At 65.0% G+C, this 24,998-nt stretch carries 18 protein-coding genes and 1 pseudogene; 16 read left to right on the top strand and 3 right to left on the bottom strand.

Annotated elements, in window-relative coordinates; genetic code table 11:
* Positions 1–195 precede the first annotated feature (195 nt).
* A complete protein-coding gene (locus tag LGN17_RS20265) occupies positions 196–1,188 on the top strand; it encodes a LysR substrate-binding domain-containing protein (RefSeq protein WP_319000842.1) in 993 nt (330 codons plus the stop codon).
* Positions 1,189–1,431: 243 nt separating this feature from the next.
* Here LGN17_RS20265 and LGN17_RS20260 read toward each other — a convergent pair whose 3' ends face one another.
* A complete protein-coding gene (locus LGN17_RS20260) occupies positions 1,432–2,355 on the bottom strand; it encodes a LysR family transcriptional regulator (protein WP_226198350.1) in 924 nt (307 codons plus the stop codon).
* A 118-nt stretch (positions 2,356–2,473) separates the two neighbouring features.
* On the opposite strand from LGN17_RS20260, the gene LGN17_RS20255 reads away from it, so the two are divergent.
* From LGN17_RS20255 to yjfF, 7 genes are all read left to right on the top strand, one after another.
* On the top strand, positions 2,474–3,052 hold the full coding sequence (locus LGN17_RS20255; RefSeq protein ID WP_226198349.1) for a YceI family protein: 579 nt from the start codon (positions 2,474–2,476) through the stop codon (positions 3,050–3,052).
* Between the two features lie 21 nt (positions 3,053–3,073).
* Positions 3,074–3,679 carry an FMN-dependent NADH-azoreductase gene (locus LGN17_RS20250; RefSeq protein ID WP_226198348.1) on the top strand — a complete coding sequence of 202 codons (606 nt, stop codon included), beginning with the start codon at positions 3,074–3,076 and terminating at the stop codon, positions 3,677–3,679.
* Positions 3,680–3,715: 36 nt separating this feature from the next.
* Positions 3,716–4,561: a pirin family protein gene (locus LGN17_RS20245; RefSeq protein ID WP_226198347.1), complete on the top strand. Its 846-nt coding sequence runs from the start codon at positions 3,716–3,718 to the stop codon at positions 4,559–4,561.
* A 414-nt stretch (positions 4,562–4,975) separates the two neighbouring features.
* Positions 4,976–5,938 carry an ABC transporter substrate-binding protein gene (locus LGN17_RS20240; protein WP_226198346.1) on the top strand — a complete coding sequence of 321 codons (963 nt, stop codon included), beginning with the start codon at positions 4,976–4,978 and terminating at the stop codon, positions 5,936–5,938.
* Positions 5,939–6,012: 74 nt separating this feature from the next.
* The gene (locus LGN17_RS20235) at positions 6,013–7,527 is read left to right on the top strand and encodes a sugar ABC transporter ATP-binding protein (RefSeq protein WP_226198345.1); all 1,515 of its coding nucleotides are present in this window, start codon (positions 6,013–6,015) and stop codon (positions 7,525–7,527) included.
* Entirely contained in the window at positions 7,524–8,564 is a 1,041-nt protein-coding gene (locus tag LGN17_RS20230) for an ABC transporter permease (protein WP_226198344.1), read from the top strand. The genes LGN17_RS20235 and LGN17_RS20230 overlap by 4 nt, the downstream gene beginning before the upstream one ends.
* A complete protein-coding gene (gene yjfF / locus LGN17_RS20225; RefSeq protein ID WP_226198343.1) occupies positions 8,561–9,649 on the top strand; it encodes a galactofuranose ABC transporter, permease protein YjfF in 1,089 nt (362 codons plus the stop codon). The genes LGN17_RS20230 and yjfF overlap by 4 nt, the downstream gene beginning before the upstream one ends.
* Before the next feature lie 120 nt (positions 9,650–9,769).
* Here the strand turns inward: yjfF and LGN17_RS20220 are convergent, their stop codons facing one another.
* Entirely contained in the window at positions 9,770–12,118 is a 2,349-nt protein-coding gene (locus tag LGN17_RS20220; protein ID WP_226198342.1) for a sensor histidine kinase, read from the bottom strand.
* Positions 12,111–12,947 (bottom strand): response regulator, encoded by an 837-nt coding sequence (locus LGN17_RS20215; protein ID WP_226198341.1) that lies wholly within the window; start codon positions 12,945–12,947, stop codon positions 12,111–12,113. Before LGN17_RS20215 ends, LGN17_RS20220 begins: the two co-directional genes overlap by 8 nt.
* Before the next feature lie 1,437 nt (positions 12,948–14,384).
* Here LGN17_RS20215 and LGN17_RS20210 point away from each other — a divergent pair.
* The 8 genes and pseudogenes from LGN17_RS20210 to LGN17_RS20170 all read left to right on the top strand — a co-directional run bounded on the left by LGN17_RS20210 (position 14,385) and on the right by LGN17_RS20170 (position 24,863).
* A complete protein-coding gene (locus LGN17_RS20210; protein ID WP_226198340.1) occupies positions 14,385–19,106 on the top strand; it encodes a YadA-like family protein in 4,722 nt (1,573 codons plus the stop codon).
* A 44-nt stretch (positions 19,107–19,150) separates the two neighbouring features.
* Entirely contained in the window at positions 19,151–19,546 is a 396-nt protein-coding gene (locus tag LGN17_RS20205) for an outer membrane protein assembly factor BamE (RefSeq protein ID WP_226198339.1), read from the top strand.
* 366 nt (positions 19,547–19,912) lie between these two features.
* Positions 19,913–20,584: an epoxyqueuosine reductase QueH gene (locus tag LGN17_RS20195; protein WP_226198338.1), complete on the top strand. Its 672-nt coding sequence runs from the start codon at positions 19,913–19,915 to the stop codon at positions 20,582–20,584.
* A 618-nt stretch (positions 20,585–21,202) separates the two neighbouring features.
* Positions 21,203–22,186, top strand: a complete 984-nt coding sequence (locus LGN17_RS20190; protein ID WP_226198337.1) for a DUF1852 domain-containing protein — start codon at positions 21,203–21,205, stop codon at positions 22,184–22,186.
* A gap of 27 nt (positions 22,187–22,213) precedes the next feature.
* Positions 22,214–23,248, top strand: a complete 1,035-nt coding sequence (locus LGN17_RS20185) for a methionine synthase (protein WP_226198336.1) — start codon at positions 22,214–22,216, stop codon at positions 23,246–23,248.
* A 181-nt stretch (positions 23,249–23,429) separates the two neighbouring features.
* Positions 23,430–23,618 (top strand): annotated as a pseudogene (locus tag LGN17_RS20180) (transposase); the annotation flags it as partial.
* Between the two features lie 98 nt (positions 23,619–23,716).
* Positions 23,717–24,226: a flavin reductase family protein gene (locus LGN17_RS20175; protein WP_226198335.1), complete on the top strand. Its 510-nt coding sequence runs from the start codon at positions 23,717–23,719 to the stop codon at positions 24,224–24,226.
* 319 nt (positions 24,227–24,545) lie between these two features.
* Entirely contained in the window at positions 24,546–24,863 is a 318-nt protein-coding gene (locus LGN17_RS20170) for a hypothetical protein (protein ID WP_226198334.1), read from the top strand.
* The last annotated feature ends 135 nt before the right edge of the window (positions 24,864–24,998 follow it).

The raw sequence follows: 24,998 nt of genomic DNA, 5'->3' as shown, positions 1-24,998 counted from the left end.
ACTACTTCATAATGCTGATGTAATAATATCGGGTCGATGAAAAAAGATAGATAAATACGAATGTCACGATTGAAAATAAGAATGATCCGCATCCAAGCTTCAATATAAAATCGTTCCCGAATCCAAATAGGAGAAACGATTCAGGGAGACGAGCGGCGATTTGCCTGTCGGTGGGTGCAACTTTGAGGCGGCGGTATGGCTAATGTGAGATTGGCAAAGCGATTGAGAAGTATGCCTTCGCTGGATTTCCTGAGAGGCTTCGAATGCGCGGCGCGTCATTTGAGCTTTACGCGTGCCGGGCAGGAACTGAACGTCACGCAATCCGCCGTGAGTCGGCAGGTCAAGGCGCTCGAGGAGCAGCTCCGGATCGAGCTCTTTCATCGGCACATTCGTTCGCTGACGCTGACCGACAAGGGGCGGGAGCTATACGACGCGATCTCGTTCGCGTTGTCCGACCTGGAATCGGTGATCGGCAAGCTGTCGTCGAGTGTCGGCCAGCGTTCGATCTCGTTGTCGACCACCGTTTCGTTCGCGGCGCTGTGGCTGATTCCGCGCCTCGGTTCGTTCCGCGCAAGCTATCCCGACATCGACGTACGCGTGTCGGCAACGAGCGAAATTGAAGATCTTAAACGCAAACGTTTGCACCTGGCTGTGCGATATGCAGGGCCGTATACGTCGACGGACGAGACGGACGTGCTGTTTCGCGAGCGTGTCGTGGCGGTCTGCAGCCCGAGCCTGATGCCGGCGGCGGGCGACGCGGCGGCGATGAAGCCGGCCGACCTCGACAAGCACGTGCTGCTGCATCTCGACGATCCGCGCGGCGAGTGGCCGTGGCACGGATGGAGCCATCTGCTGAAGGAACTGGGCGTGCCGCGCCTGCGGCCCGCCGGGGCGCTGCATTTCAGCCAGTACGACCAGCTGGTGCAGGCCGCGGTCGACGGGCACGGCATCGCGATCGGGCGGCGGCCGCTGGTCGACGGGCTGCTGAAGCAAGGCAGGCTCGTCGAGCTGTTTCCGCACTGTACGGTCGCATCGGGCAGCTACGTGCTGGTGCAGAACCCGGATGCATGCAACGAGTTCGATATCGCGGTGCTGACCAACTGGCTGCTCGAACAGGCGCGCGATCCGCTCGCGTCGGACCAGGAAACGGGCGGCAGCAACGTGGTGCCGATGTATCGCGTCGGATAGTTCGGCCGTATCGCGCCGTCGCGGCTCGATGCGAGCGTGCCGCTGTGCGTCCGGCCGGACGTCAATCCGGCGGGGCCCCGTGCCATCCGCGTTTCACGACGCGCTGGCGAACCCGCCGGCCGACCGGCTGCGGCAATCGATCGTCCCGCACGGCCAGCCGATCCCCGACGCGACGCCCCGCGGTGTTCGATCGCCGAAATTCGGCGTTCAACGAGAAATGCCGTTTGCCGCAACAACGAAACGTTATCGGTCGGCAGGGTGCTTCGACTGCCCGGGCAACGCTTCGCCGAGCTTTTCCAGCAGGAAATCGGCAAACACCGTGACTGCGGGCGCCAATGGCGGCCGGCTCGTATAGACGAGCTGCAGCCCGAGGTCGCTGCTCGAACGTCGGTAGGAAGGCAGCACGCGCACCAGCTTTCCCTGCTCGATGCCCGGTTCCGCGAGCAACTGCGGCAGCAGCGCGACCCCGAGCCCGGCGATGCAGGCCTGTACCACCACGCGCATGTCGTTGACCGAGAAGCGGCTGTCGATCGAGATTTCCTGGGTGCCGCGCGGCCCTTGCAGGCGCCACATGCTGCGGCCCTGGCGGCCGGAAACCGTCAGGCAGTCGTGGTCGGCCAGTTCGCGCGGCGTGCGCGGCGCACCGCGCCGTTCCAGATACGCGGGGCTGGCGGCGAGGATCATCGTGCCCGGCGCAATCCGGCGCACACGGAAGCTGCCGCCGGTCTCGATCCCCATGCGCAAGGCCAGGTCGATGCGCTCGCCGATCAGGTCCGACGGCGTGTCGTCGAGCAGGAAGTCGATGCTGATCTGCGGGTAGCGCGCATAGAACTCCGCCAGCCATTCCAGCCGGAAAATTTCGAACAGGCCGGCCATTGCCGTCATGCGCACGGTGCCGGACGGTTCCTGCCCGTCCGCATGCAGCCGCTCGATCTCGAAGATCCGGTCGAGCGCCGGCGCATAGCGCTCGAACAGCGCCTGCCCCTCGGTGCTCGGCGCGAGCTTGCGGGTCGAGCGATGCAGCAGGCGCGTGCCGAGCTGCCCCTCGAGCTGGTCGATGCGCCGGCTCAGCGTATTGGCAGGCATGCGCAGGCGGCGCCCGGCCTCCGAGAAGCTGCCGGCGCGGACGACCTGGACGAACAGCGCAAGGTCATTCAGATCGAGCATCGGATTCCTCCAAAAATGGATTAATCAAATCCTGTTTATCCATCTAGTGTAAAGCGGCTTCACTCTCCATACTGCTCTCACGCTACAGATGAACCTTTACGTTCCAGGGAGAAAGAGTTTGAAAAAGCAACTGATCATCGCCGCAGGCGCGCTGGCAGCGTCGCTGTCGTTCCCGGCCTTCGCCGAAAGCGTGACGTACCAGTTCGACCCGAGCCACACGTACCCGAGCTTCGAGGCTGACCACATGGGTGGCCTGTCGGTCTGGCGCGGCAAGTTCGACAAGTCGAGCGGCACCGTGACGCTCGACCGCGCGGCGAAGACGGGCACGGTCGACGTGACGACCGACATCGCATCGATCCACACCGGCAGCACGAAGCTCGACGAGCATCTGCAGACGGCCGAGTTCTTCGACGCGGCCAAGTTCCCGCAGGCGAACTACAAGGGCGCGATCAAGTTCGACGGCGACAAGCCGGTGTCGGTGGTCGGCAACCTGACGCTGCATGGCGTCACGAAGCCGGTGACGCTGAAGATCGACTCATTCAAGTGCATGCCGCACCCGATGCTCAAGCGCGAAGTGTGCGGTGTCGACGCCGTCGGCCAATTCGACCGCGGCGATTTCGGCCTCGACTACGGCAAGCAGTACGGCTTCAGGATGAAGACGAAGCTGCTGATCACGGCCGAAGCGCTCAAGCAGTAATCCCGTTCGGAGAACATACGCATGAAACTGCTCCATATCGATTCCAGCATCCTCGGCCAGGGCTCCGTCAGCCGCGAATTGTCGGCGGAAGCCGTCGCGACGTTCCGTGCCCGCGATCCGGGCCTCACCGTCACGCGCCTCGATCTCGCCGCCACGCCGATCGGCCATCTGACGGCGGACCATCTGGCCGCCGCGCAAGGCGCCCCGATTTCTGACGCACTGAAGGCGGACGTCGAGATCGGCCGGCGCGCGCTCGACGAATTTCTCGCCGCGGATATCGTGGTGATCGGCGCACCGATGTACAACTTCGGCATCGCCTCGCAACTGAAGGCGTGGATCGATCGCATCTCGGTGGCCGGCACGACGTTCCGTTACGGCGAGAACGGGCCGGTCGGGTTGTGCGGCGGCAAGAAGGTGGTGGTCGCGTCGTCGCGCGGCGGCGTGTACAGCGAAGGTTCGCCTGCTGCGGGGTTCGATCATCAGGAAACCTATCTGAAAGCGGCGTTTGGTTTCCTGGGCATCACGGACATCACGTTCGTCCGCGCGGAAGGCGTGGCGATGGGGCAGGACACGCGCAACGGCGCCATCGCATCGGCGAAGGAAGCGGCGGCTGCGCTCGCGGCCTGACGCCGCACGACCGAGACCGACCACAGGAGCGCCACCATGTCACATGCCACGCTGCCCGCCGACGTCGCCGTTGCCGGCCGTCGCGTCATCTTGCGCACGCGCGGCCGGGCGCACGGGCCGATCGTCCGGATGGTGAGCCCGTCCGACGTCGGCGAGATGATCAAGCCGTTCGTCTTTCTCGACCGGGTCGATACGCAAGCGTCGATCGGGTCGGGCTTCGGCTGGCATCCGCATTCCGGGATCGCCACGCTCACGCTCGTGATCGACGGTCGCGGCAGCTACGCCGAATCCACCGGCCACGCAGGCACGATCGTGGCGGGCGACATCGAATGGATGCACGCCGGGCGCGGGGTCTGGCATGCCGGTACCGTCGTGCCGCCGGTCAAGGTGTTCCAGCTGTGGGTTGCGCTGCCGCCGGAGCGTGAGCTGGCGCCGGCCTTCAGCCAGCATCTGTCGATCGCCGACATCCCGTCGGACGGCCCGGCCCGCGTGCTGCTCGGCCGCAGCGGCGACGCGGTCAGCCCGATCGATGCGCCGCCGGGCCTCCACTACGTCGTCGTGCAGCTCAAGGCCGGCGAGCGCTGGACCTGCCGGCCGCAACCGGGCTGCAGCGTCGGCTGGACCGCAGTGATGGACGGCAGCCTGCGCGTACCGGATCCGGTCGGGCAGGGCGAACTGGTGGTGTTCGACCCGTCCGACGCCGCGATCGAATTCGAGGCGGTGACCGATGTGCGCTTCGTGGTCGGCACGGCCGTCCCGCATCCGCACGATCTGCACCTGGGCAGCTACTCGGTGCACACGAGTGCCGCCGCGCTGGCGGAAGGCGAGCGCGAGATCGTGCGCATCGGCCGCGAACTGCACGCGAAGGGCGCGTTGCGCTGATCCGGCAGGCGCCGTTGCCTGACGGCGCAGCGGGCGACGCCAGGGCGTGCCGGCAGGCGTGCATCGCACGCTGCCCGACGGATGGTTAGCCTCTGCGGCGCGACGCAGCACGATTCTCTTGATGAAGTGGCCGGCGCATTCCCCGAATGCGCCGGCCTTTTCGCGTTCAAAACGACTCGACAGGCGCGCCGAAGCCATCTTCTCCTTGCGCTTAGGTGTTTATACGTATGCCGATTCCGATATCGCCTCAATCCAATATTTCATTGGAAGGTTATCGGGCTTGTTCCTAGACTGATGCGGGGCGTGCGGACCGGGCCGAGGGGATGCCCCGGCCGTCGCAGCCCCGACCCGCGCCTGCGCCACGAAGAAGCAGAACAGCGCAGCGGCAGAGAACGACATCATCGGAGACGAACCATGACATTCATCAGGAAGCTGGCGGCCGGCGCGATCGTTGCCGCGGCGGCGGCGCTGGCTGGCGGCGCGCACGCGCAGCAGAAACCGATCACGCTCGGGTTTTCGCAGGTCGGCGCGGAAAGCGCGTGGCGTACCGCGAACACCGTGTCGGTGAAGAGCGCGGCGAAGGAGGCCGGCATCAACCTGAAATTCTCCGACGCCCAGCAGAAGCAGGAGAACCAGATTCGTGCGATCCGCTCGTTCATCGCGCAGAAGGTCGACGTGATCGCGTTCTCGCCGGTCGTCGAATCGGGCTGGGAGCCCGTGCTGACCGAAGCGAAGGCCGCGCATATCCCGGTGATCCTGACCGATCGCGCGGTCGACGTGAAGGATCCGTCGCTGTACGTGACGATGATCGGCTCGGACTTCCTCGAGGAAGGGCGGCGCGCCGGCCACTGGATGGAAGAGCATTACAAGAACGACCCGGGTCCGATCAATATCGTCGAGCTGCAGGGCACGGTCGGCTCGGCGCCGGCCAACGACCGGCGGGCCGGCCTGCTCGAAGTGATCAAGAGCAATCCGAAATTCAAGGTGATCGCGTCGCAGAGCGGCGACTTCACGCTGGCGGGCGGCAAGCAGGTGATGGAAGCGTTCGCGAAAACCTACGGCAAGCAGATCAACGTCGTCTACGCGCACAACGACGACATGGCGCTCGGCGCGATCCAGGCGATGGAAGAAGCGGGGATCAAGCCGGGCAAGGATGTGAGCGTCGTGTCGTTCGACGCGACGAAGGGCGGCTTCCAGGCGATGGTCGCCGGCAAGATCAACGTCGACGTCGAATGCAGCCCGCTGCTCGGCCCGCAACTGATGAGCGCGGTGAAGGACGTCGTCGCCGGCAAGCCGCTGCCCAAGCGCATCGTGACGAACGAGACGGTGTTCCCGATGAACGTCGCAGCCCAGGTGCTGCCGACCCGCAAGTACTGAGCAACGTACCGACAATCCGGCACGGGCGGTGGCGTGGCGGCCGCCCGGACGGCAACCGTTCCGAGGGAGGGTTCATGACGCATCCGCCGGTGGTCGAGATGATCGGCATCGACAAGTCGTTTCCGGGCGTCAGCGCGCTGCAGCGCGTGAGTTTCCGGCTGTTTCCGGGCGAGATCCACGCGTTGATGGGCCAGAACGGCGCGGGCAAGTCGACGCTGATCAACGTGCTCACCGGCGTGCATGCGCACGACGCGGGCGAGATTCGCGTCGGCGGCCAACCCGTGCGCTTTGCCGCGCCGCGCGAAGCCGAGGCGGCCGGCATCCAGACGCTCTACCAGGAAGTGAACCTCTGCGCGAACCTGTCGGTCGCGGAGAACATCTTCGCGGGCCGGCAGCCGATGCGGCGCGGCGCGATCGACTGGAACGCGATTCATGCGCGCTCGCGTGCGGCGCTGGCCGAACTCGACCTGTCGCTCGATGTCACGCGCTCGCTCGACGCGTATCCGATCGCCGTGCAGCAGATGGTCGCGATCGCACGGGCCGTGTCGGTCGATGCGCGCGTGCTGATTCTCGACGAGCCGACGTCGAGCCTCGACGACGGCGAGGTCGCGCGGCTGTTCGACGTATTGCGCCGGCTGAAGGCATCGGGCATCGCGATCCTGTTCGTCACGCACTTTCTCGAGCAGACCTATGCGGTGTCCGACCGGATCACCGTGATGCGCAACGGCGAGCGCGAAGGCGAGTACCTGGCGCGCGACCTGCCGGTCGATGCGCTCGTCGCGAAAATGACCGGCCGCGAGCGGATGCCCGACACGCTGCAGGCGGGCGCCGCGGCTGTCGAGCGCACCGCCGGCGACGCCGAACCGTTCCTGTCGATGCAGCAGGTCGGCCGGCGGGGGATGATGAACCCGCTCGACCTCGACGTGCGGCCCGGCGAGATCGTCGGGCTGGCCGGGCTGCTCGGCTCGGGGCGCACCGAAGCCGCGCAGCTGGCATTCGCCGCGGAACGCGCCGACACCGGCGCGATCGAGATCGACGGGGCGCGCACGCGGCTCGCGTCGCCGCACGACGCGGTCCGGCACGGCATCGCGTACTGTCCGGAGGACCGCAAGAAGGAGGGCATCGTCGCCGCGCTGTCGATCCGCGAGAACATCGTCCTCGCGCTGCAGGCGCGGCGCGGCTGGTGGCGGTTGATCGGGCGGGCGCGCCAGCGCGAGCTCGCCGAGACGTACATCGCGCGGCTCGGCATCAAGGCGCGCGACGCGGAGCAGCCGATCGGCCTGCTGTCGGGCGGCAACCAGCAGAAGGTGCTGCTCGCGCGCTGGCTCGCGACGGAACCGAAGCTGCTGATCCTCGACGAGCCGACGCGCGGCATCGACGTCGCCGCCAAATTCGACATCATGGAGCGCGTGCTCGCGCTGTGCGCGCAGGGGCTCGCGATCCTGTTCATCTCGTCGGAAATCAGCGAAGTCGTGCGCGTGAGCCACCGGATCGCGGTGTTGCGCGATCGCCGCAAGGTCGCCGAACTCACCGGCGCGGATGCGTCCGAGGAGCAGGTGTACCGGCTGATCGCGGGAGGTCAGTCATGACGCTGCTGCGCACGCTGTTTCGACATCCGCTCGCGTGGCCGGCGTTGACGCTCGTGCTGCTGTTCGCGCTCGACGTCGCGCATCGCCCGGGCTTCCTGTCGATCACGCTGCTCGACGGCCACCTGTTCGGTGCGCCGGTCGACATCCTGAACCGCGCGGCGCCGCTCGTGATCGTGTCGCTCGGGATGACGCTCGTGATCGCGACCCGCGGGATCGACATCTCGGTCGGCGCGATCGTCGCGATCGCGGGGGCGGCCGCGGCGATCGTGCTCGACGCGGATCCGTCGCGGGTCGGCCTGGCGCTGGCCGCGGCGCTCGGCGTCGGGCTGCTGGCCGGTGCATGGAACGGGCTGCTGGTGGCGTTCGTGGGGATGCAGCCGATCATCGCGACGCTGATTCTGATGGTGGCCGGCCGCGGCGTCGCGCAACTGCTGACGGGCGGCCAGATCATCCCGATCGGCGCGCCCGGCTACCTCGCGCTCGGCGGCGGCTATCTCGCGGCCGCGCCGTGCGCGGTGTGGATCGCGGTCGCGACGATCGCCGCGACCGCGCTGCTGGTGAACCGCACGGCGCTCGGGCTGTTCATCCGTGCGATCGGCGTGAACCCGGTCGCGACACGGCTCGTCGGGCTGCGCTCGGGCGCGGTCGTGTTCGGCGTGTATCTGTGCTGCGGCGTGATGTCGGCGCTCGCGGGCATCCTGGCAAGCTCGAACGTGCGCAGCGCCGACGGCAACAACGCGGGGCTGCTGCTCGAGCTCGATGCGATCCTCGCGGTGACGCTCGGCGGCACGTCGCTGCTCGGCGGCCGTTTCAGCCTCGCCGGCTCGGTGCTCGGCGCGTTGATCATCCAGACGCTGACCTACACGACCTATTCGATCGGCGTGCCGCCGGAGGCGACGCTCGTCGTCAAGGCAGTCGTCGTGATCGTCGTGACGCTGATCCAGTCGGACGCGGCGCGCGCGCTGGTCGTCCGGCATGCGTCGCGATTGCTGTCTTCCGCGCGTTCGCGCGCCACTTCCGGAGCGACGCCGCGATGAACCGATTCCTTGGCCGGCTCACCGACCCGCGCACGCTGCCGATCGTCGTGACGATCGTGCTGTTCGCCGCGCTGTTCGGCTTCGGGTCCGTGACCTACACGGGCTTTTTCTCGATGCAGGTGCTGACCGGGCTGCTGGTCGACAACGCATTCCTGTTGATCGTCGCGATCGGGATGACATTCGTGATCGTGTCGGGCGGGATCGACCTGTCGGTCGGTTCGGTCGTCGCGCTGACGACGATCTTCTGCGCGGTCGGCGCCGAGCGGCTGCACTGGCCCGTGTGGGCGATCGTGCCGCTGGTGCTCGCGTTCGGCGCGCTGTATGGCGCGGCGATGGGCGCATTGATCCATTGTTTCCGGCTGCAACCGTTCATCGTCACGCTGGCCGGGATGTTTCTCGCGCGCGGCGCGTGCTTCCTGATCACGACGCAGTCGATCACGATCAACGAGCCGGTGTTTCATGCGATCGCGGGCTTCAGCGTGCCGGTCGGCGGCGGGATGCTGAGCGCCGGCGCGCTGATCGCCCTTGCGACGCTGGCCGGCGCGATCTACGTCGCGCATTTCACGCGCTTCGGCCGCAACGTCTACGCGATCGGCGGCAACGAGCGTTCGGCGCTGCTGATGGGGTTGCCGGTCGCGCGCACGAAGATCGGCGTCTATGCGCTGAGCGGCTTCTGTTCGGCGCTCGGCGGCGTGGTGTTCACGCTGTACGTGCTGTCGGGTTACGGGTTGCAGGCGCAGGGGATGGAGCTCGACGCGATCGCCGCGACCGTGATCGGCGGCACGCTGCTCACGGGCGGCGTGGGATACGTGGTCGGCTCGGTGTTCGGCGTCGGCATCCTCGGCACGATCCAGGTGCTGATCACGTTCGACGGCACGTTGAGTTCGTGGTGGACGCGGATCGTGATCGGCGCGCTGCTGTGCGTGTTCTGCGTGCTGCAACGGGTGATCGAACGGCACGCAACGCGGCGGCGCACGGGCGGCACGGGGCTCGGCGCGCCGAGACCGAAACGCGACCCGGTGCGGGCGCGGCCGGCATCGCCCGATGAGGGCGCCGAACTGGTTTCGACGATGCGGCGGCTGTAGCGCGCGCATCGTCCGGCGGGGGGGCGCGGCACAACGCGTCCCGACGTGACGGCGGGCGGTCGCGTCCGGCGGCCGGCCGGTGCCCGATCGGCGCGTGAGCGACACCGCCGGGCCGCGCTGTCAGGCCGGCCCGGCGGTGTCGGCTTCGGCGTCGAACGCCGCGGCGGCGCCGCGCGCATGTTTCAGCGAGCCGGCCAGTTTCCCGATCGCGTCCAGGTCCAGTGCATCGAGGTGTTCGTGTACGTCTCGCACGAAGCGCGCGTAATCCGGCTCGTCCGCGTACTGGCCGAGCCATGCCTCGATATCGGTCAGCTGCCCGTTGTCGGCCAGCAGGATCAGTTGGTCGAGCGCATCGTCGGGCGGGCACGGCATCGCGGGCGCGGGGAGGTCCGGTTCGGCATCGCCGTCCGGATGAAACCGCCGGACGAGTTCCGGCACCGGCACGAGCGCGTGCCCGACGGCCGGCGCGACGATCGCGAACGAGAATGCCGTGCCGACGCCCGGCTGGCTGGCCACGGCCAGCTCGCCGCCCATCGCGCCGACGATGCGCTGCGCGATGAACAGGCCGAGCCCGGTGCCGCCGTTCACGGCCTGCACCTGCTGGTACGCGCGGAAGATGTCGCGGTTTCCGCTGATGTCGATCCCGATGCCCGTATCGGCCACCTCGAACAGCAGGCGCCAGGTGTCGCCTTCGCGCGCGGCATGAATCGACAGCGTGACCGTGCCGTCGCGCGTGAACTTCGATGCGTTGGACAGCAGGTTGAGCAACACCTGCTGCAGCCGCATGCCGTCGATCGACACCGTGCGCGGCAGCGGCGTGGCCGGCCGGTAGACGAACCGGTTGTCCTGTTGCGCGCACAGCGCGACCGCGTAGTGGCCGATATCGTCGAGCAGGCCGGGCAGGTCGGTCGTGTCCGGCGACACGCCGAGCGGCTGCAGTTCGGCTTTCGTGAACGCGAGCAGTTCGTCGATCAGCGTGAGCTGGTAGCGGATGCTGCGGTCGATCGACCGGATCAGCCGCGCCTGGCCGGGTGTCGCGCCTTGCAGCAGCAGCTTCGCGTAGCCGTTGATCGTGGACAGCGGCGCGCGCAGGTCGTGGCTGACGTAGCCGAGCGTCTCGATCTTCTGCTGCATGTGGGTCGTCACCTGTTGCAGCGCGTCGTTGAGCGCGAGCGTGCGGCGTGCGACTTCGTCGCGCAGGCGATCCTGTTCGGTGAGCTGCCAGTGCTCGAGCCGCTTCCTCGCCTCGGTGCGCTGGCGGCCGACGTGGTGGATCCATGCGGCCAGCACCAGCAGGTGCGTGGCGAGACCGACGATCGCGATGACGGGGTTCGGGAAGATGTCGGATTTCAGCCAGGAGAGCGCGGGCGGCAGCGTGTTCATGCCGTCGAGCACGCGGATCAGCATGTTGAAGGTGGCGAAGGCGACTGCAATCAGCATCACGCGGCCGGTCGGCGTCCGGCGGATCGCGAGCACCAGCGCGACGCTGATGTTGACGATCCCGACCAGCGCGTTCAGCCGCAGGCAGAACCACGTGAACGTCAGCAGGTCGCCGCACGCGGCGCCGACCATGCCGACGCCTTCGAGCGCAAGGAAGGCCGTGTAGATCGCGCGCATCGGCAGCTTCGCCTGCTCGCGCCGGGCGACCATCAGGATGAACACGATGAAGCAGGAGATCGCCAGGTAGGCAAAGACGATTTCGCCGCGCGCCGACCATTCACGCAGCGCAGGCGGCAACGCCGTCGCCAGATAGCCGCGGTAAGCCGCTTCGAACAGCGTCGTGCCCAGCGCCACCGCGGCCAGCACGTGGAACACGCCGCTGCGCGAAAAGAACCCGATCAGCAGCGCGCACCACACGAGCGCGAGCAGCCCGCCGAAGAAGCCGAAGTCCCACATCGTCGCGCGCCGTTCCAGCGCATCCCACGCCGCATGCGTGAACGCGGCCGGCGCGAGTCGCATTTCCTTGCGCGACGTGACGCGGATCAGGACGGGGAGGCTTTCGCCGGCGCGCAACGTGACGTCGAGCGTCGGGTAGCGCGAGGGCGGCCCGGCGGCATCACCGCCGGCGCCGGCGGCCGGGAAGCGGCTGTCGAGCGTCCACCGGCCGTTCCGGCCGATATAGAAATCCGCCCGGTCGACGCGCGCGTCGCGAATCGCGAGCACCAGCGGGCGTGCGGCGCCGTCGCGGTTGGTCAGTGTTGCGCGGATCCACCATGCCGATCGCGAGAACTCGACGTTGAACGACGCCGTGCTGGCCACCGGCGTGCCATGAACCGGATCGGCGAGCCGTGCGGCGACCTGGTCGGCGGACATCGTCGTGCTCGCGTCCTCGAACACCGATACGGCGTCCAGTTGCGCGGGGTTCGGCGTCGGCGCGGCGCGCGCCGTCGCGCAGGTGACGGCCATCGCGAGCAGAAGCAGCAGCGTCGCGCGACATCCGGCTGCCCATGCCGCGTGGCGCCTACCCATCGTGATGGTGCTCCGCGGGTGCGACGGGAGGAGCATTGACCGCATGGCGCTGGCGCCGCCAGTCGGACGGCGTGCTGCCGAAGCGTTCGCGGAACGCGGTCGCGAAGTTGCCGGGCGTGGAAAAGCCGATTTCCTCGGCGATGTCGCCGATCCCCATCGACGTCTCTGCCAGGAAGTGCATCGCGGCGCGCAGGCGCGTGTCGCGCAGATATTCGAACACGGTCTGGCCGAGATGGTCGCGGAACACGCGGGACAGGCGCTTTTCGTGCGTACCGACCTGCCTGGCGAGTTCCTCGAGCGCCGGCGGATGGCGCAGGTCGCGCAGCAGAACCTCGGACGCCGCCCGCACGAGGGCCGCATCGGGGTTGTCGGGCAGCTCGGGCAGATGGGCGAACGGCTGGCTGCGCCGCGCCCGTTTCAGGTGATTGCGGATCCGGGCCAGCACTTCGGTCGGCTCGAACGGCTTGATGATGTAGTCGATCGCGCCCGTTTCGAGCCCGGCGATGCGATCCGCGAGATCGCCCGCGGCCGTCAGGATGATGACCGGGATCGATTGCGTCGAAGGCGTCGACGCCAGCAGCCGGCACGCGGCGAAGCCGTCCATGCGCGGCATGCGGACATCCATCAGGATCAGGTCGGGCGCGATCGCCTGCGCACGGTGATAGGCCTGCAGCCCGTCGAACGCGACGCTGATCCGGCACCGTGCGGCACGCAGGATTTCGGTCAGGAGCCGCAGGTCGTTCGGGCGATCGTCGACGACAAGAATATGAGCGTCGGCGAGATCCGGCGTGGGACGAGGCGACGCCGAACTGGACAAGCGGGATGACATGGTGGCGGACGCGTTGGAAGGGTGGCCGGTCAGGGTGAGCGCATCGCTATGTGCGCGATTGTTGCGAAAAATTATATGCCGACAACAGCGCATGTTGTGAGGATTCCGCGCGACCCGTGGGGGCTTGTGCGACAAGGTGCTGCGTGTTGGCCGCCATTGCGTTCGGTCGAATGAAACGGAAGCGGAAAAACGTGCCGAATTGATTTTTAATGATCGGTCTTTATTGCCGGTTCAATTGCGAAAAATTAGCCTTTGCACGAGTGAAGAATCCGTTTGACGTGCGTCCGGATGTTGATATGTGCGATGTAAAGAAGATGAAGGGAAGGTCGTTTGAATGATTAATTTTTTTCGACTCATGGAATGGAAACATGCTAGTCGTGAAATCGCGATTTGCTCCGGAATGTATGAATGTAAATGCCGTCCGCTCGGGAAAAGTATTTTTCCGCTCGAGAAAAGGTTCGTTCGGACGGATACCCGCACACTAGCCCCGGCGCGGCTGGAATCGGTTCTTTCGAGGCGGGCGAGATCGCGCGGATCGCATGTCGAAGTCCCATTCCTGGGCATGCGATACCAATGTGACATTGCACGATGTGATTCCCATGATCTGGGAATGCGGCGGTGAACGAATAACTGGCACGAGGGTAATGAAAATTTCATAATTCGCCGAATACGTAGTCATATAAGAGCAATCGGCGAATTCTGGAATTCGGGTGGGTGTGTGATACCGGTCGAGACGAAATCGTCAAGGAAATTCGATCGATTCATTCGGTGCAGGGGTCGTCCGGCAAGTCGTCGATGCAATTCCGGAAATCCGGAAAAAGCGTTTGAATGCCGGACGGAAAGGGTGAGTGGCTGCGCGTTGGCCGTCCGAGGGTTCGATCCGTCGGGGGACGGCCGCGCGCGGTGCGCTTTCGAATCAGGCGGGCACGAAAACGATGAATACAGCAGGCATGACAGGCCAGCGCCCCGGTTCGCACGAACCGGCGGCGCATGCTTCAGTCCCGGGGATCGCATGGCGCCATCCTCCTCCTGAATGAACCAGGGCGGGCCGCCCCCGGGTGCGGGCCGGCTTCCGCCATCCGGCGTCCGAGTGACGCTTTCCCATGAGAGTCAAGATCGTCGCTGATCCGGCGCGATGGCGCACGCGTGCGCGGAAGCGCGGCGCGCATCGTGCCGCCGGGCCTGCCACGTCGGCGTCCATGATTCGATAACCGGCGATCGTCGCGTTGCATCGTGTCGACCGACACGGACGGCGTACGGTCGCGCGATCGCGAGATCCATCGCGAGTGTCGTGCAGTGTTACCCGGCTGTTTAGTTAGTGATCCAAAGTGAATAGCGACGCGTCGCGAGGCGGGCGGGAATGTGCAGAGGGCGTTCTCGCCGGCCGCCGCGTTCGACGTTGCGTCATCCAGCACATGAGAACCGAGGGAAGACAAGATGAACAAGTCGTTCAAGTCGATCTGGAACGAAGCATTGGGAGCCTGGGTTGCGGCTTCGGAGCTTGATCGCGCGCGCGGAAAGCGCGTCGCGTCGTCGCGTGGCACGCCGGCGCGTGCCATGGATGGAGGAGCCGCGGCCTGCGCGGGCACGCCTTCGGCTCCGTCGCTCAGGCGCCTCACCATGCTGATGGCGTCCGCGTATCTCGCGCTGTTCCATGCCGGCGCGCACGCGCAGTACCAGCCGGATGGCGGCTCGGCGACCGGCGGCGTCACGTCGATCGCGATCGGCGTCGGTTCGAGTGCCGCGCAGCAGAATTCCACGGCGCTGGGCAACCTGTCGACGGCGCAGGGCTTGTCGGCCACGGCGCTCGGCCCGGGTGCGCATGCGATGGCCGACGGTTCGACGGCCGTCGGCATCAACGCGCAGGCGACCGGCATCAACAGCGCATCGATGGGCGTGCAGGCGATCGGTTCGGGCAACTACTCGGTCGCGATCGGCAACCAGTCGAATGCGACGCAAAGCGGATCGGTGGCGATGGGCAGCGGGGCGTCCGCAACCGGTGTGTCGGCCGTCGGGCTCGGCAACAATGCGACGGCTTCCGGTCAATATGCCGCCGCGCTGGGCCTCGGGGCCGTCTCGTCCGGCATGGCCAGCATCGCGCTCGGCTATTCGTCGCAAGCCATCAATCAAGGCGCGATCGCGCTCGGCAATCAGTCGACGAGTTCGGGCGCGGCCGGGGTTGCCGTGGGGAGCGGTGCGCTGGCGTCCGGCAATTCCGGCGTCGCGATGGGCGTCAATGCCGGCGCGAAAGGCGCGACGTCGATCGCGATCGGCTGGGGCGGGACAGCCGGCGTACCGGGTTCGGGCACGCAGTCGCTCGGCACCAGTTCGATCGCGCTGGGCTCGAAAACGACGGCGGGCGCCGACAATGCCCAGGCGTACGGCTTGAGCGCCAATGCGTCGGGCGTCAGTTCGGTTGCGATGGGCGTTCAGTCGACGGCGACGCAGCAGTCCGCGGTTGCGCTCGGCAATCTTGCGCTCGCGACCGGCGTGTCGGCGACTGCATTGGGCTCGGGTGCAACGGCGTCCGCCACGAATGCGACGGCCATCGGCATCAACAGCGTCGCGGCGGCGGCTTCCACCGTGGCGATCGGCGACAGCAACTCGGTCGCGGCCGCGGCGGGGGCGGGCTCGATTGCCGCCGGCAACAACTCGAAGGTGCTCGGCGGTATCGGCGCCGTCGCGCTCGGCGCGGGCCAGACGGTCAGCGGCAACGGCGCGGTGGCGATCGGCGATCCCAGTACCGCGATCGGCACCGGCGCGGTCACGGCCGGTTCGAACAACACGGCGAACGGCGACGGCGCGGTGGCGATCGGCAATTCGAACAACGCGCAGGGCGCCGGCTCGCTTGCGCTCGGCAACACGTCGACGGCCGCGGCTGCCGGTGCGGTGGCGTTCGGTGCATCGGCCGTGGCGAACAATGCCGGCGATGTCGCGCTCGGCTCGGGCTCGACGACGGCCGCGCCGAACCCGACGGCAAGCGCGACGATCGGCGGCGTGACGTACACGTTCAACGGCACGACGCCGACGAGCGTCGTCAGCGTCGGCGCGGCAGGCACCGAGCGCCAGATCACCAATGTCGCGGCCGGGCGCATCAACGCCGCGAGCACGGATGCGATCAACGGGTCGCAGCTCGACGCGACGAACCAGGCGGTGAATTCGCTGTCGACGTCGACGGCGTCGAGCGTCGGTTCGTTGTCGACGGGGGTGTCGTCGTTGTCGACCGGGTTGTCGTCGGCCAACAGCTCGATCACGTCGTTGTCGACTTCGACCTCGACCGGCATCGGCTCGTTGTCGACGGGGTTGAGTTCGACCAATAGCTCGGTGACGTCATTGTCGACCTCGACGTCGACCGGATTGTCGTCGGCCAATAGCGCGATCACGTCGTTGTCGACTTCGACCTCGACCGGCATCGGCTCGTTGTCGACGGGGTTGAGTTCGACCAATAGCTCGGTGACGTCGTTGTCGACCTCCACGTCGACCGGATTGTCGTCGGCGAATAGCGCGATCACGTCGTTGTCGACTTCGACCTCGACCGGCATCAGCTCGTTGTCGACGGGGTTGAGTTCGACCAACAGTTCGGTGACGTCGCTGTCCACCTCGACGTCGACGGGTATCGGCTCGCTGTCGACCGGCCTGAGCTCGACCAACAGCGCAGTGACGTCATTGTCGACGTCCGCATCAACCGGCCTGTCGTCGGCCAACAGTTCGATCACGTCGCTGTCCACGTCGACGTCGACGGGCATCACCTCGTTGTCGACGGGGCTGAGTTCGACGAACAGCGCGGTGACGTCGCTGTCGACGTCCACATCGACGATCGTCGGTTCGCTGTCGACGGGGCTGAGTTCGACGAACAGCGCGGTGACGTCGTTGTCGACGTCCACGTCGACGATCGTCGGTTCGCTGTCCACGGGGCTGAGCTCGACGAACAGCGCGGTGACGTCGCTGTCGACGTCCACGTCGACGATCGTCGGTTCGCTGTCCACGGGCCTGAGCTCGACCAACAGCACGGTCACGTCGCTGTCCACGTCGACGTCGACCAGCATCACCTCGCTGTCCACCGGCCTGAGTTCGACGACCAGCTCGATCGCGTCGTTGTCGACCTCGACCTCGACGATCGTCGGTTCGTTGTCCACCGGCGTCGTATCGCTGTCCACCGGCCTGAGCACGACCAACAGCAACGTCACGTCGCTGTCGACCGCGACCTCGACGAGCATCGGTTCGCTGTCGACCGGGCTCAGTTCGACGACCAGCTCGATCGCGTCGCTGTCGACTTCGACCTCGACGACCGTCGGCTCGCTGTCCACCGGCCTGTCGAGCACGAACAGCAACCTGACGTCGCTGTCCACCGCGACGTCGACGGGCATCGGTTCGCTGTCGACCGGCCTCAGCTCGATCGCCAGCAACAACACCAACCTCGGCAACAGCACGGCGGGCGCGATCGGCGGCGGGGCCACCTACGATCCGACGACCGGGAAGATTTCCGCGCCGTCGTACGTGACGTACAACAGCGACGGTTCGACGACGATCAATAACAACGTCGGCTCGGCGATCGACAACATCAACGCGAATGGCATCAAGTATTTCCACGCGAACTCGACCGCACCGGACAGCCAGGCGCTCGGGCTCGACAGCGTCGCGATCGGCCCGAACGCGGTCGCGAAGGTGGACGGCAGCATCGCGCTCGGCGCCGGCTCGGTGTCCGATCGCGCGACGGTGCCGGCCTCCGGCGTGATCCGCAACGGCAGCGCGTCGATTCCGTTCAACACGACCGACCAGACGTTGCTGGGCGCGGTGTCGGTCGGCGACGCCGCCAGCAAGACGTATCGCCAGATCACCAACGTCGCGGACGGCACCGGGCAGCAGGACGCCGTGACCGTGCGGCAACTGGCCGGCGCGCTGCAGTCGTTCGCGGTCACGAGCCAGAAGTATTTCCATGCGAACTCGACGGCCGTGGATTCGCTCGCGGTGGGCGCGGATTCGGTCGCGGTCGGCCCGACGACGGTCGTCAACGGCGATAACGGCGTGGGCATCGGCAACGGCGCGATCGTCGACGCCACCGCGCCGGGCGGCGTGGCGATCGGACAGGCGGCCAGCGCCGCGCAGGCCGACGCGCTCGCGCTCGGCAGCGGCGCGACGGCAACCGGCGCGCAGTCGGTTGCGCAGGGCGCCAACGCGGTCGCGGCCAGCGTGGGCAGCGTCGCGCTCGGATCGGGCGCGCACAGCACGGCGACCGATGCGCTCGCGCTCGGCGCCGGCGCGTCGGCGACCTATGCGAACAGCGTCGCGCTCGGCGCGGGGTCGCTGACGACGGTCGGCGCGCAGACGAACTACATCGCGTACGGCCTGAGCAGCCCGCAGTCGTCGGCCGGCGAGGTCAACGTCGGCAACCGGCAGATCACCGGCCTCGCGGCCGGCAAGAACGGCACCGACGCGGTGAACGTGTCGCAGCTCGACTCGGTCGCCAACCAGTTGACGACGCTGATCACGCAGCGCACGTCCAACCTCGGCGGCTCGTACACGACGAATCCGGCCGGCACGAACCTGCCGCCGGGCTCGACGGGGGCGAACTCGTCGGCGGGCGGCTCGGGGGCGGTCGCGTCGGGCTCGAACAGCACGGCGGTCGGCAACGGGGCGCTGGCGTCGGGCAACGGGTCGACCGCGATCGGCGTCGGCTCGAGCGCGACGGGCAGCAATTCGGCCGCGATCGGCACGGGCAGCAACGACGGCGGCCGCTCCAACGTCGTGGCCGTGGGCTCGGCGGATTCGGCGCGGCAGGTCGTCAACGTCGCGGCCGGCACGCAGGGCACCGACGCGGTCAACGTGAACCAGCTGAACGCGAGCGTGGGCAACACGCTGTCGCAGGCGAACAGCTACACGGACGGCCAGGTCGCCAGCCTGCGCAACAGCCTCGACAGCTACCGCCGCGACGCGGACGGCGGCACGGCGACGGCGATGGCCGTGGCCGGCCTGCCGCAACCGTCCGGGCCCGGCAAGAGCATGGTCGCGCTGGCCGGCAGCGTGTATCGCGGCCAGTCCGGGCAGGCGCTCGGCATTTCGACGATCTCGGAGAACAACCACTGGGTCTACAAGGCGGCCGTCTCGACCAACACGCGCGGCGCGTATGGCGCGGTGGTCGGTGCCGGGTATCAGTGGTGAGCCGCGGCCCGTGCCGTTTCCCTTCCATTCAGACAATGGCAAACATGAACGCAAATCTTGCAAAGTTCGCGGCCGCGGCGCTGCTCGCCGCCGCCGGCCTGACCGGATGCGCCACGCAGCAGGGCGATCCGCCGTTCCCGTCGGCCGATACGGCCACGCTGCCCGAGGGTACGTACCCGAATCCCGCTAACCTGGCGCAGGTCCAGCCGGGCGTGACGAAGAACCAGCTCTACGAGCTGCTCGGCCCGCCGCATTTCCACGAGTGGATCTTCCACGTGCGGACGTGGAACTACCTGTTCCAGTTCCGCGACGCCGGCAAGGTCGCGACCTGCCAGTACCAGATCCAGTTCGATTCGGATAACCGCGTGGTGAAGACGCGGTGGGACAGGCCGGAGTGCGAGGCCTTCGGCGGAAAGGGGGCGGGCGGCAAGGAAGGCTGACGCTGCGTGACCGGCCCGCGGGCCGGTTGGCGGGCGCCGATGTCGCGGTTCATCGGCGCCCGCCACCGCATTGCCGCGCAGGGCGTGAGAGCCGCCCGGTGCCGGTCGACCGCCTGGATATCTACAGCATGTTCCTCACGCCGGCCGGAATCACGTCCAGGCGCCACAAGGCGATCGAGGCCACCGACATCATGCTGCAGAGGGTCGCCGGCGGCCGCGGCGTGGCTTGATGCGTTGCGGCAGCGGTTTCCATGAGCGGCCTTCATGGGAGCATGAAAATATTTCCATTTTCATTTCTCCCGGTCGAAGGCCACAATGCGCGGCTACCCCGTTCGACGGACGCGGGCGTATTTCAACGCACATCTCATGGCATCCACAATCGAACGCACGCCATTGGCGTTACCCGGCGGGCACAAGAAAGTGCTGCTGCATTCCTGCTGTGCTCCTTGCTCGGGCGAAGTGATGGAAGCCATGCAGGCGTCCGGCATCGACTTCACGATCTTCTTCTACAACCCGAATATCCATCCGCTGAAGGAATACGAACTGCGCAAGCAGGAAAACATCCGGTTTGCGGATCAATTCGGTATCCCGTTCATCGATGCCGACTACGATCGCGACAACTGGTTCGAGCGTGCCAAGGGAATGGAACACGAACCGGAGCGCGGCATCCGCTGCACCATGTGCTTCGATATGCGTTTCGAACGCACGGCGTTGTATGCGCATGAACACGGTTTCCCGGTCATCACCAGTTCGTTGGGCATCTCGCGATGGAAGAACATGCAACAGATCAACGAGTGCGGTGTGCGCGCGGCCTCGCACTATCCCGACATGCTGTATTGGGAATACAACTGGCGCAAAGGCGGCGGCTCGGCGCGCATGATCGAGATCAGCAAGCGGGAAAACTTCTACCAGCAAGAATATTGCGGCTGCGTCTACTCGCTACGCGACACCAATCGGCATCGCCTGGCAAGCGGCCGGGAACGCATTCAGCTGGGCGTGAAGTTCTACGGCGACGACGACGCCGCGATCGAGTCCTGACGTCGCCATCCATGCCCGGATCAACAAGCCGAACGGCTTGAAGGCGCCGGACTCGAGCAAACCCCCGGTCGCGCTGCGTACCGTCCGGCGTATGTCCCGGATCGCCAGGGCGCAGGCTCTTTGGCATGGCGCTGGCGCATCGGAAGCGACTCGGCATCTACCTGCTCCTTGTCTGCTGCGATTCAGCACGAGATCGAGCCGGCTATCGGCCATGCCATTCGTCATTCGTCGCCCCTTCCCTCCGCAGTGAGGGACGTCTCCTTCACGCATGCCGCATTTCACGGTTCGCCGCTCGATTCGATCCGAACCTAGCGAATCCGCTTATCGCGTGAGGCGTTCGCCACGCGCGCTCCATGACTGTGCCGTCAGGCCATGAAGGGGCGGATGGAGAGGGGCGAGTGTGCGGGCAAACCAACAGGCACGCCGTGCCATGAACGTGGCTAATGGGTCGATGAGATAAATTCACTTTTTTTCATGGATGGCCCGGCATAGAATTTCGACTTGAATGCCGATGTCAACAATATTTCTGAGAAAAAATCAGAAAATAAAATCGGAAAGCATTGAAAAGTCACGGCCTGAATTCAGGCTTTATCTCGGAAATCAGGGTGCCAGATCAAAATGAGTCAGGATTTTAAATTTGCCATCAAGCGCATTTGCTTCGATGAGGACTATCGGCCGTCAGACAGCACGCGTATCACGACCAACTTCGCCAACTTGGCTAGAGGCGCGAGTCGTCAAGAGAACTTGCGCAATACATTCAGGATGATTAACAACCGGTTCAATGCGCTGGCGCATTGGGACAATCCTGAAGGTGATCGCTATGCCGTCGAGCTTGAAATCATTTCCGTCGAAATGAGCGTTGACGGTGAAAGCCGTGGCAATCCGCTCCCTTTGATCGAGATATTGAAAACCAATATTGTCGACCGAAAGACCAATGAGCGCATCGAAGGCATCGTAGGGAATAATTTCTCGTCTTACGTGCGGGATTATGACTTCAGCGTTCTGCTGCTGGAGCACACCAGGAATCAGTCCGAGTTCAGTACGCCGGAGAATTTTGGAGATCTGCACGGCAAGCTGTTCAAGTGCTTCGTGAATTCAAGCGCCTACAAGGCCAATTTCAAGAAGCCGCCCGTTATCTGCCTGAGCGTGTCGAGTAGCAGGACCTATTATCGGACCGCCAATCAGCATCCGGTATTGGGTTTTGAATACGAGCAGGACGAATACTCGCTGACTGACGAGTATTTCAAAAAAATGGGGTTGAAGGTTCGCTATTTCATGCCTCCGAATAGCGTTGCGCCTTTGGCATTCTATTTTTCCGGAGATTTGCTTGGCGACTACACCGATCTCGAGCTTATCGGCACCATCAGCACGATGGATACGTTCCAGAAGATCTACCGGCCCGAGATTTACAACGCGAATTCCGCAGCCGGAAAATCCTATCGGCCAAGCCTGAAGCATCAGGATTTTTCACTGACCCGAATTGTTTACGATCGGGAAGAACGCAGCCGGCTGGCTATCGAGCAGGGAAGGTTTGTCGAAGAGCACTTCATCAAACCGTACCACGCTGTCCTTGAGCAGTGGTCCGCCAACTACGCGCTTTGATTAACCCAAAAACCACGGTCATCTATTGTGAAGAAATTGTTCCCGACTTCAACTGCCGGCAGCTTGCCCAAACCCTCCTGGCTCGCCCAACCCGAGACGCTCTGGTCGCCCTGGAAGTTGCAGGATGAGGGGTTGATCGAAGGCAAACGAGATGCTTTGCGCTTGTCATTGCAAGAGCAGCAACATGCGGGCATCGATATCGTCAGTGACGGCGAGCAAACGCGCCAGCATTTTGTGACGACGTTCATCGAGCACCTCAGTGGCGTTGATTTCGCGAACCGCAAGACCGTTCGAATCCGTGATCGCTATGATGCCAGCGTGCCGACGGTCGTCGATGCCGTTGCTCGACAAAAGCCGGTTTTTGTCGAAGATGCGAAGTTTTTGCGCCAGCAGACCACGCAGCCCATCAAATGGGCGCTGCCAGGCCCCATGACCATGATCGATACGCTTTACGACGATCATTACAAGAGTCGCGAAAAACTGGCCTGGGAGTTCGCAAAGATCCTGAACCAGGAAGCCCGGGAGCTGGAGGCCGCTGGCGTCGACATCATTCAATTCGACGAGCCCGCATTCAATGTTTTCTTCGATGAAGTGAATGATTGGGGCGTGGCGACCCTGGAGCGGGCGATTGAAGGTCTCAAGTGCGAGACTGCCGTGCATATTTGCTATGGCTACGGCATCAAGGCCAATACGGATTGGAAAAAGACGCTGGGGTCGGAGTGGCGCCAGTACGAGGAAGCCTTTCCCAAGCTGCAAAAATCCAGTATCGACATGGTTTCGCTGGAATGCCACAACTCACGTGTTCCCATGGATCTGATCGAACTCATTCGAGGTAAAAAGGTCATGGTGGGGGCCATCGATGTGGCAACCGATACCATCGAAACGCCTGAGGAAGTCGCCAGCACCTTGCGAAAGGCGCTTCAGTTTGTCGATGCCGACAAGCTCTATCCTTGCACCAACTGCGGCATGGCGCCTTTGTCTCGTGACGTAGCGAGAGGCAAGCTGAATGCTTTAAGTGCAGGCGCGGAAATCGTCCGGAGAGAACACTCGAACGCGTTCTGAGCTGAAGTCGATGCGATGCCTGGCAGGGTTGACGGCGACAGGTTTCAGGGAGTCCATTAAAAGGACTCCCTGAATCTGCTGGAATACGCCGCCCAGATTGCCCGAGCATCCAGATGAAGCAAGCATTTTTGTCGACTCCGGTTAAGCTGGCAAACGCAAGCGGGCCCGAAGGTCGTTTCCGATCGAAATGGGTCAGGCGACGCCGTGGACGGGGGCTTGCTCCGTTCAAGCCGCCGTTGTGGAAAGGCAAGGGGGCCGGATATCCGTTGATGGCGATGTTGCGCGTGCATCTGATGCGGCATTGGTTCGGCTCTAGCGGCCCCGCGACGGAAGAGGCGCTGTACGAGACCCCATCCTGCGCCAGTTCGCCAGTTCACCAGTTCGCAAAGGCTGAAGCGAGTCAACATTTCCCGACTGCTTCAGGCCTCCCTTGACATTTTCGAGCCCCCCCGGCATTCAGTATCTACCATGTCACTTTCCAGCACGGCCATCGAGCCATTGAGCTTTCGCGAAGCGCTCGGGCACTACGCATCCGGCATCACGGTCATTGCATCGCACGTCGATGGTGAGCCGATCGGCTTCACTTGCCAGTCGTTCCATAGCGTGTCGATGAGCCCGCCGCTGGTGTCATTCAGCGTCATGTCCGATTCGGCCAGCTATCCCAGGATTCGCCAGGCAGGTCGATTTGTCGTCAATATCCTGTCAGAGGGGCAAGTCAGTATCTCTAATCAATTTGCCCGGCGAGGCACGGACAAGTGGCATGGAGTCGAATGGCAGGAATCGCCGCTGGGCAACCCGATCATTGCCGGCAGCCTCCACTGGCTTGATTGTGAAATCCACGCCGAACACGTCGCGGGCGATCACCTGATCGTGATTGGTGAAGTGAAGGCGTTGAACCGGCAGGAAACGGCTGCTACGCAGCCATTGCTGTATTTCAAAGGGCAATATCGCAACATCGCCGCGCATGGCGAGGTCTGAGCGTTGACTTCCGTTGCCCGCTTTGACGCGTCGATCGATTGAAGGCGTGACCGTTTCCGTGAATTCGCCTGGCGCCGGAGCAAACGCGGCACTGCACCAATCCGTCAAATGTCGGGCCGGGTGGCGATCACGCCGGGTCGTCCAGCGGCCTGGATGACCTGTCCGGGATTCGAGGGAATCAGGAAGGAGGGCGTCAGTTGCCGGCCGCTGCTTGACTATCGAGTCCGCACGTTTGATTCGACGCAAGCGCGCAGCGATTGCGTCTCCCTTGCCCGCAATGGCGAGTACACTGAAAATGCCTTGGAAACAGGAGAATGCGATGATCGACGCTGGCCCCCAAAGAACCTTCCGAGGGCTGCCGCTAACCGTGGAGCAGGACGCGGAAGTGAGGCACTACATCAAGGATCGAACTCGGCGCGGGCTGCCATGGGACACGCCGGAGTTGAACGCAATGCTCAAGGACATGCTGCATCCCCCGGGTGACGGCGAAGGTGATCCGGCTTCCGCGGCGGACGAAACCCGGGCAGCCGCCGAGCGCGCGACGGCTTCGGTTGACGAAGCGATGGATCCCATCGAGGCGAACGAGGAGTGGCACGCGGCCATGGAGTCGGAGGGCATGAAAGGGCCGAGACGATAGACGCGGCGCAACGGACGCGCCGATTCCTGCAGCGCCGCATGCGGGGCATACGCGCCGTATGCCAGGCGTGTCAGGAATGCCACGTTCCGCGTTGCGCGTGCGCTGCGTCGCACCGGATGCGGCAGGACTGCCGAC

The sequence above is a fragment of the Burkholderia sp. AU30280 genome (assembly GCF_020420125.1).
Classification (GTDB): Bacteria; Pseudomonadota; Gammaproteobacteria; order Burkholderiales; family Burkholderiaceae; genus Burkholderia.
The sequence above is the reverse complement of the archived record's forward strand: the minus strand, read 5'-3'. Positions and strand labels throughout refer to the sequence as shown.

Coding starts and splice junctions, on each gene's coding strand:
- LGN17_RS20265 (WP_319000842.1), top strand. CDS start 196: ATGGCTAATGTGAGATTGGCAAAGCGATTGAGAAGTATGCCTTCGCTG.
- LGN17_RS20260 (WP_226198350.1), bottom strand. CDS start 2,355: ATGCTCGATCTGAATGACCTTGCGCTGTTCGTCCAGGTCGTCCGCGCC.
- LGN17_RS20250 (WP_226198348.1), top strand. CDS start 3,074: ATGAAACTGCTCCATATCGATTCCAGCATCCTCGGCCAGGGCTCCGTC.
- LGN17_RS20245 (WP_226198347.1), top strand. CDS start 3,716: ATGTCACATGCCACGCTGCCCGCCGACGTCGCCGTTGCCGGCCGTCGC.
- LGN17_RS20240 (WP_226198346.1), top strand. CDS start 4,976: ATGACATTCATCAGGAAGCTGGCGGCCGGCGCGATCGTTGCCGCGGCG.
- LGN17_RS20235 (WP_226198345.1), top strand. CDS start 6,013: ATGACGCATCCGCCGGTGGTCGAGATGATCGGCATCGACAAGTCGTTT.
- LGN17_RS20230 (WP_226198344.1), top strand. CDS start 7,524: ATGACGCTGCTGCGCACGCTGTTTCGACATCCGCTCGCGTGGCCGGCG.
- yjfF (WP_226198343.1), top strand. CDS start 8,561: ATGAACCGATTCCTTGGCCGGCTCACCGACCCGCGCACGCTGCCGATC.
- LGN17_RS20220 (WP_226198342.1), bottom strand. CDS start 12,118: ATGGGTAGGCGCCACGCGGCATGGGCAGCCGGATGTCGCGCGACGCTG.
- LGN17_RS20215 (WP_226198341.1), bottom strand. CDS start 12,947: ATGTCATCCCGCTTGTCCAGTTCGGCGTCGCCTCGTCCCACGCCGGAT.
- LGN17_RS20210 (WP_226198340.1), top strand. CDS start 14,385: ATGAACAAGTCGTTCAAGTCGATCTGGAACGAAGCATTGGGAGCCTGG.
- LGN17_RS20205 (WP_226198339.1), top strand. CDS start 19,151: ATGAACGCAAATCTTGCAAAGTTCGCGGCCGCGGCGCTGCTCGCCGCC.
- LGN17_RS20195 (WP_226198338.1), top strand. CDS start 19,913: ATGGCATCCACAATCGAACGCACGCCATTGGCGTTACCCGGCGGGCAC.
- LGN17_RS20190 (WP_226198337.1), top strand. CDS start 21,203: ATGAGTCAGGATTTTAAATTTGCCATCAAGCGCATTTGCTTCGATGAG.
- LGN17_RS20175 (WP_226198335.1), top strand. CDS start 23,717: ATGTCACTTTCCAGCACGGCCATCGAGCCATTGAGCTTTCGCGAAGCG.
- LGN17_RS20170 (WP_226198334.1), top strand. CDS start 24,546: ATGATCGACGCTGGCCCCCAAAGAACCTTCCGAGGGCTGCCGCTAACC.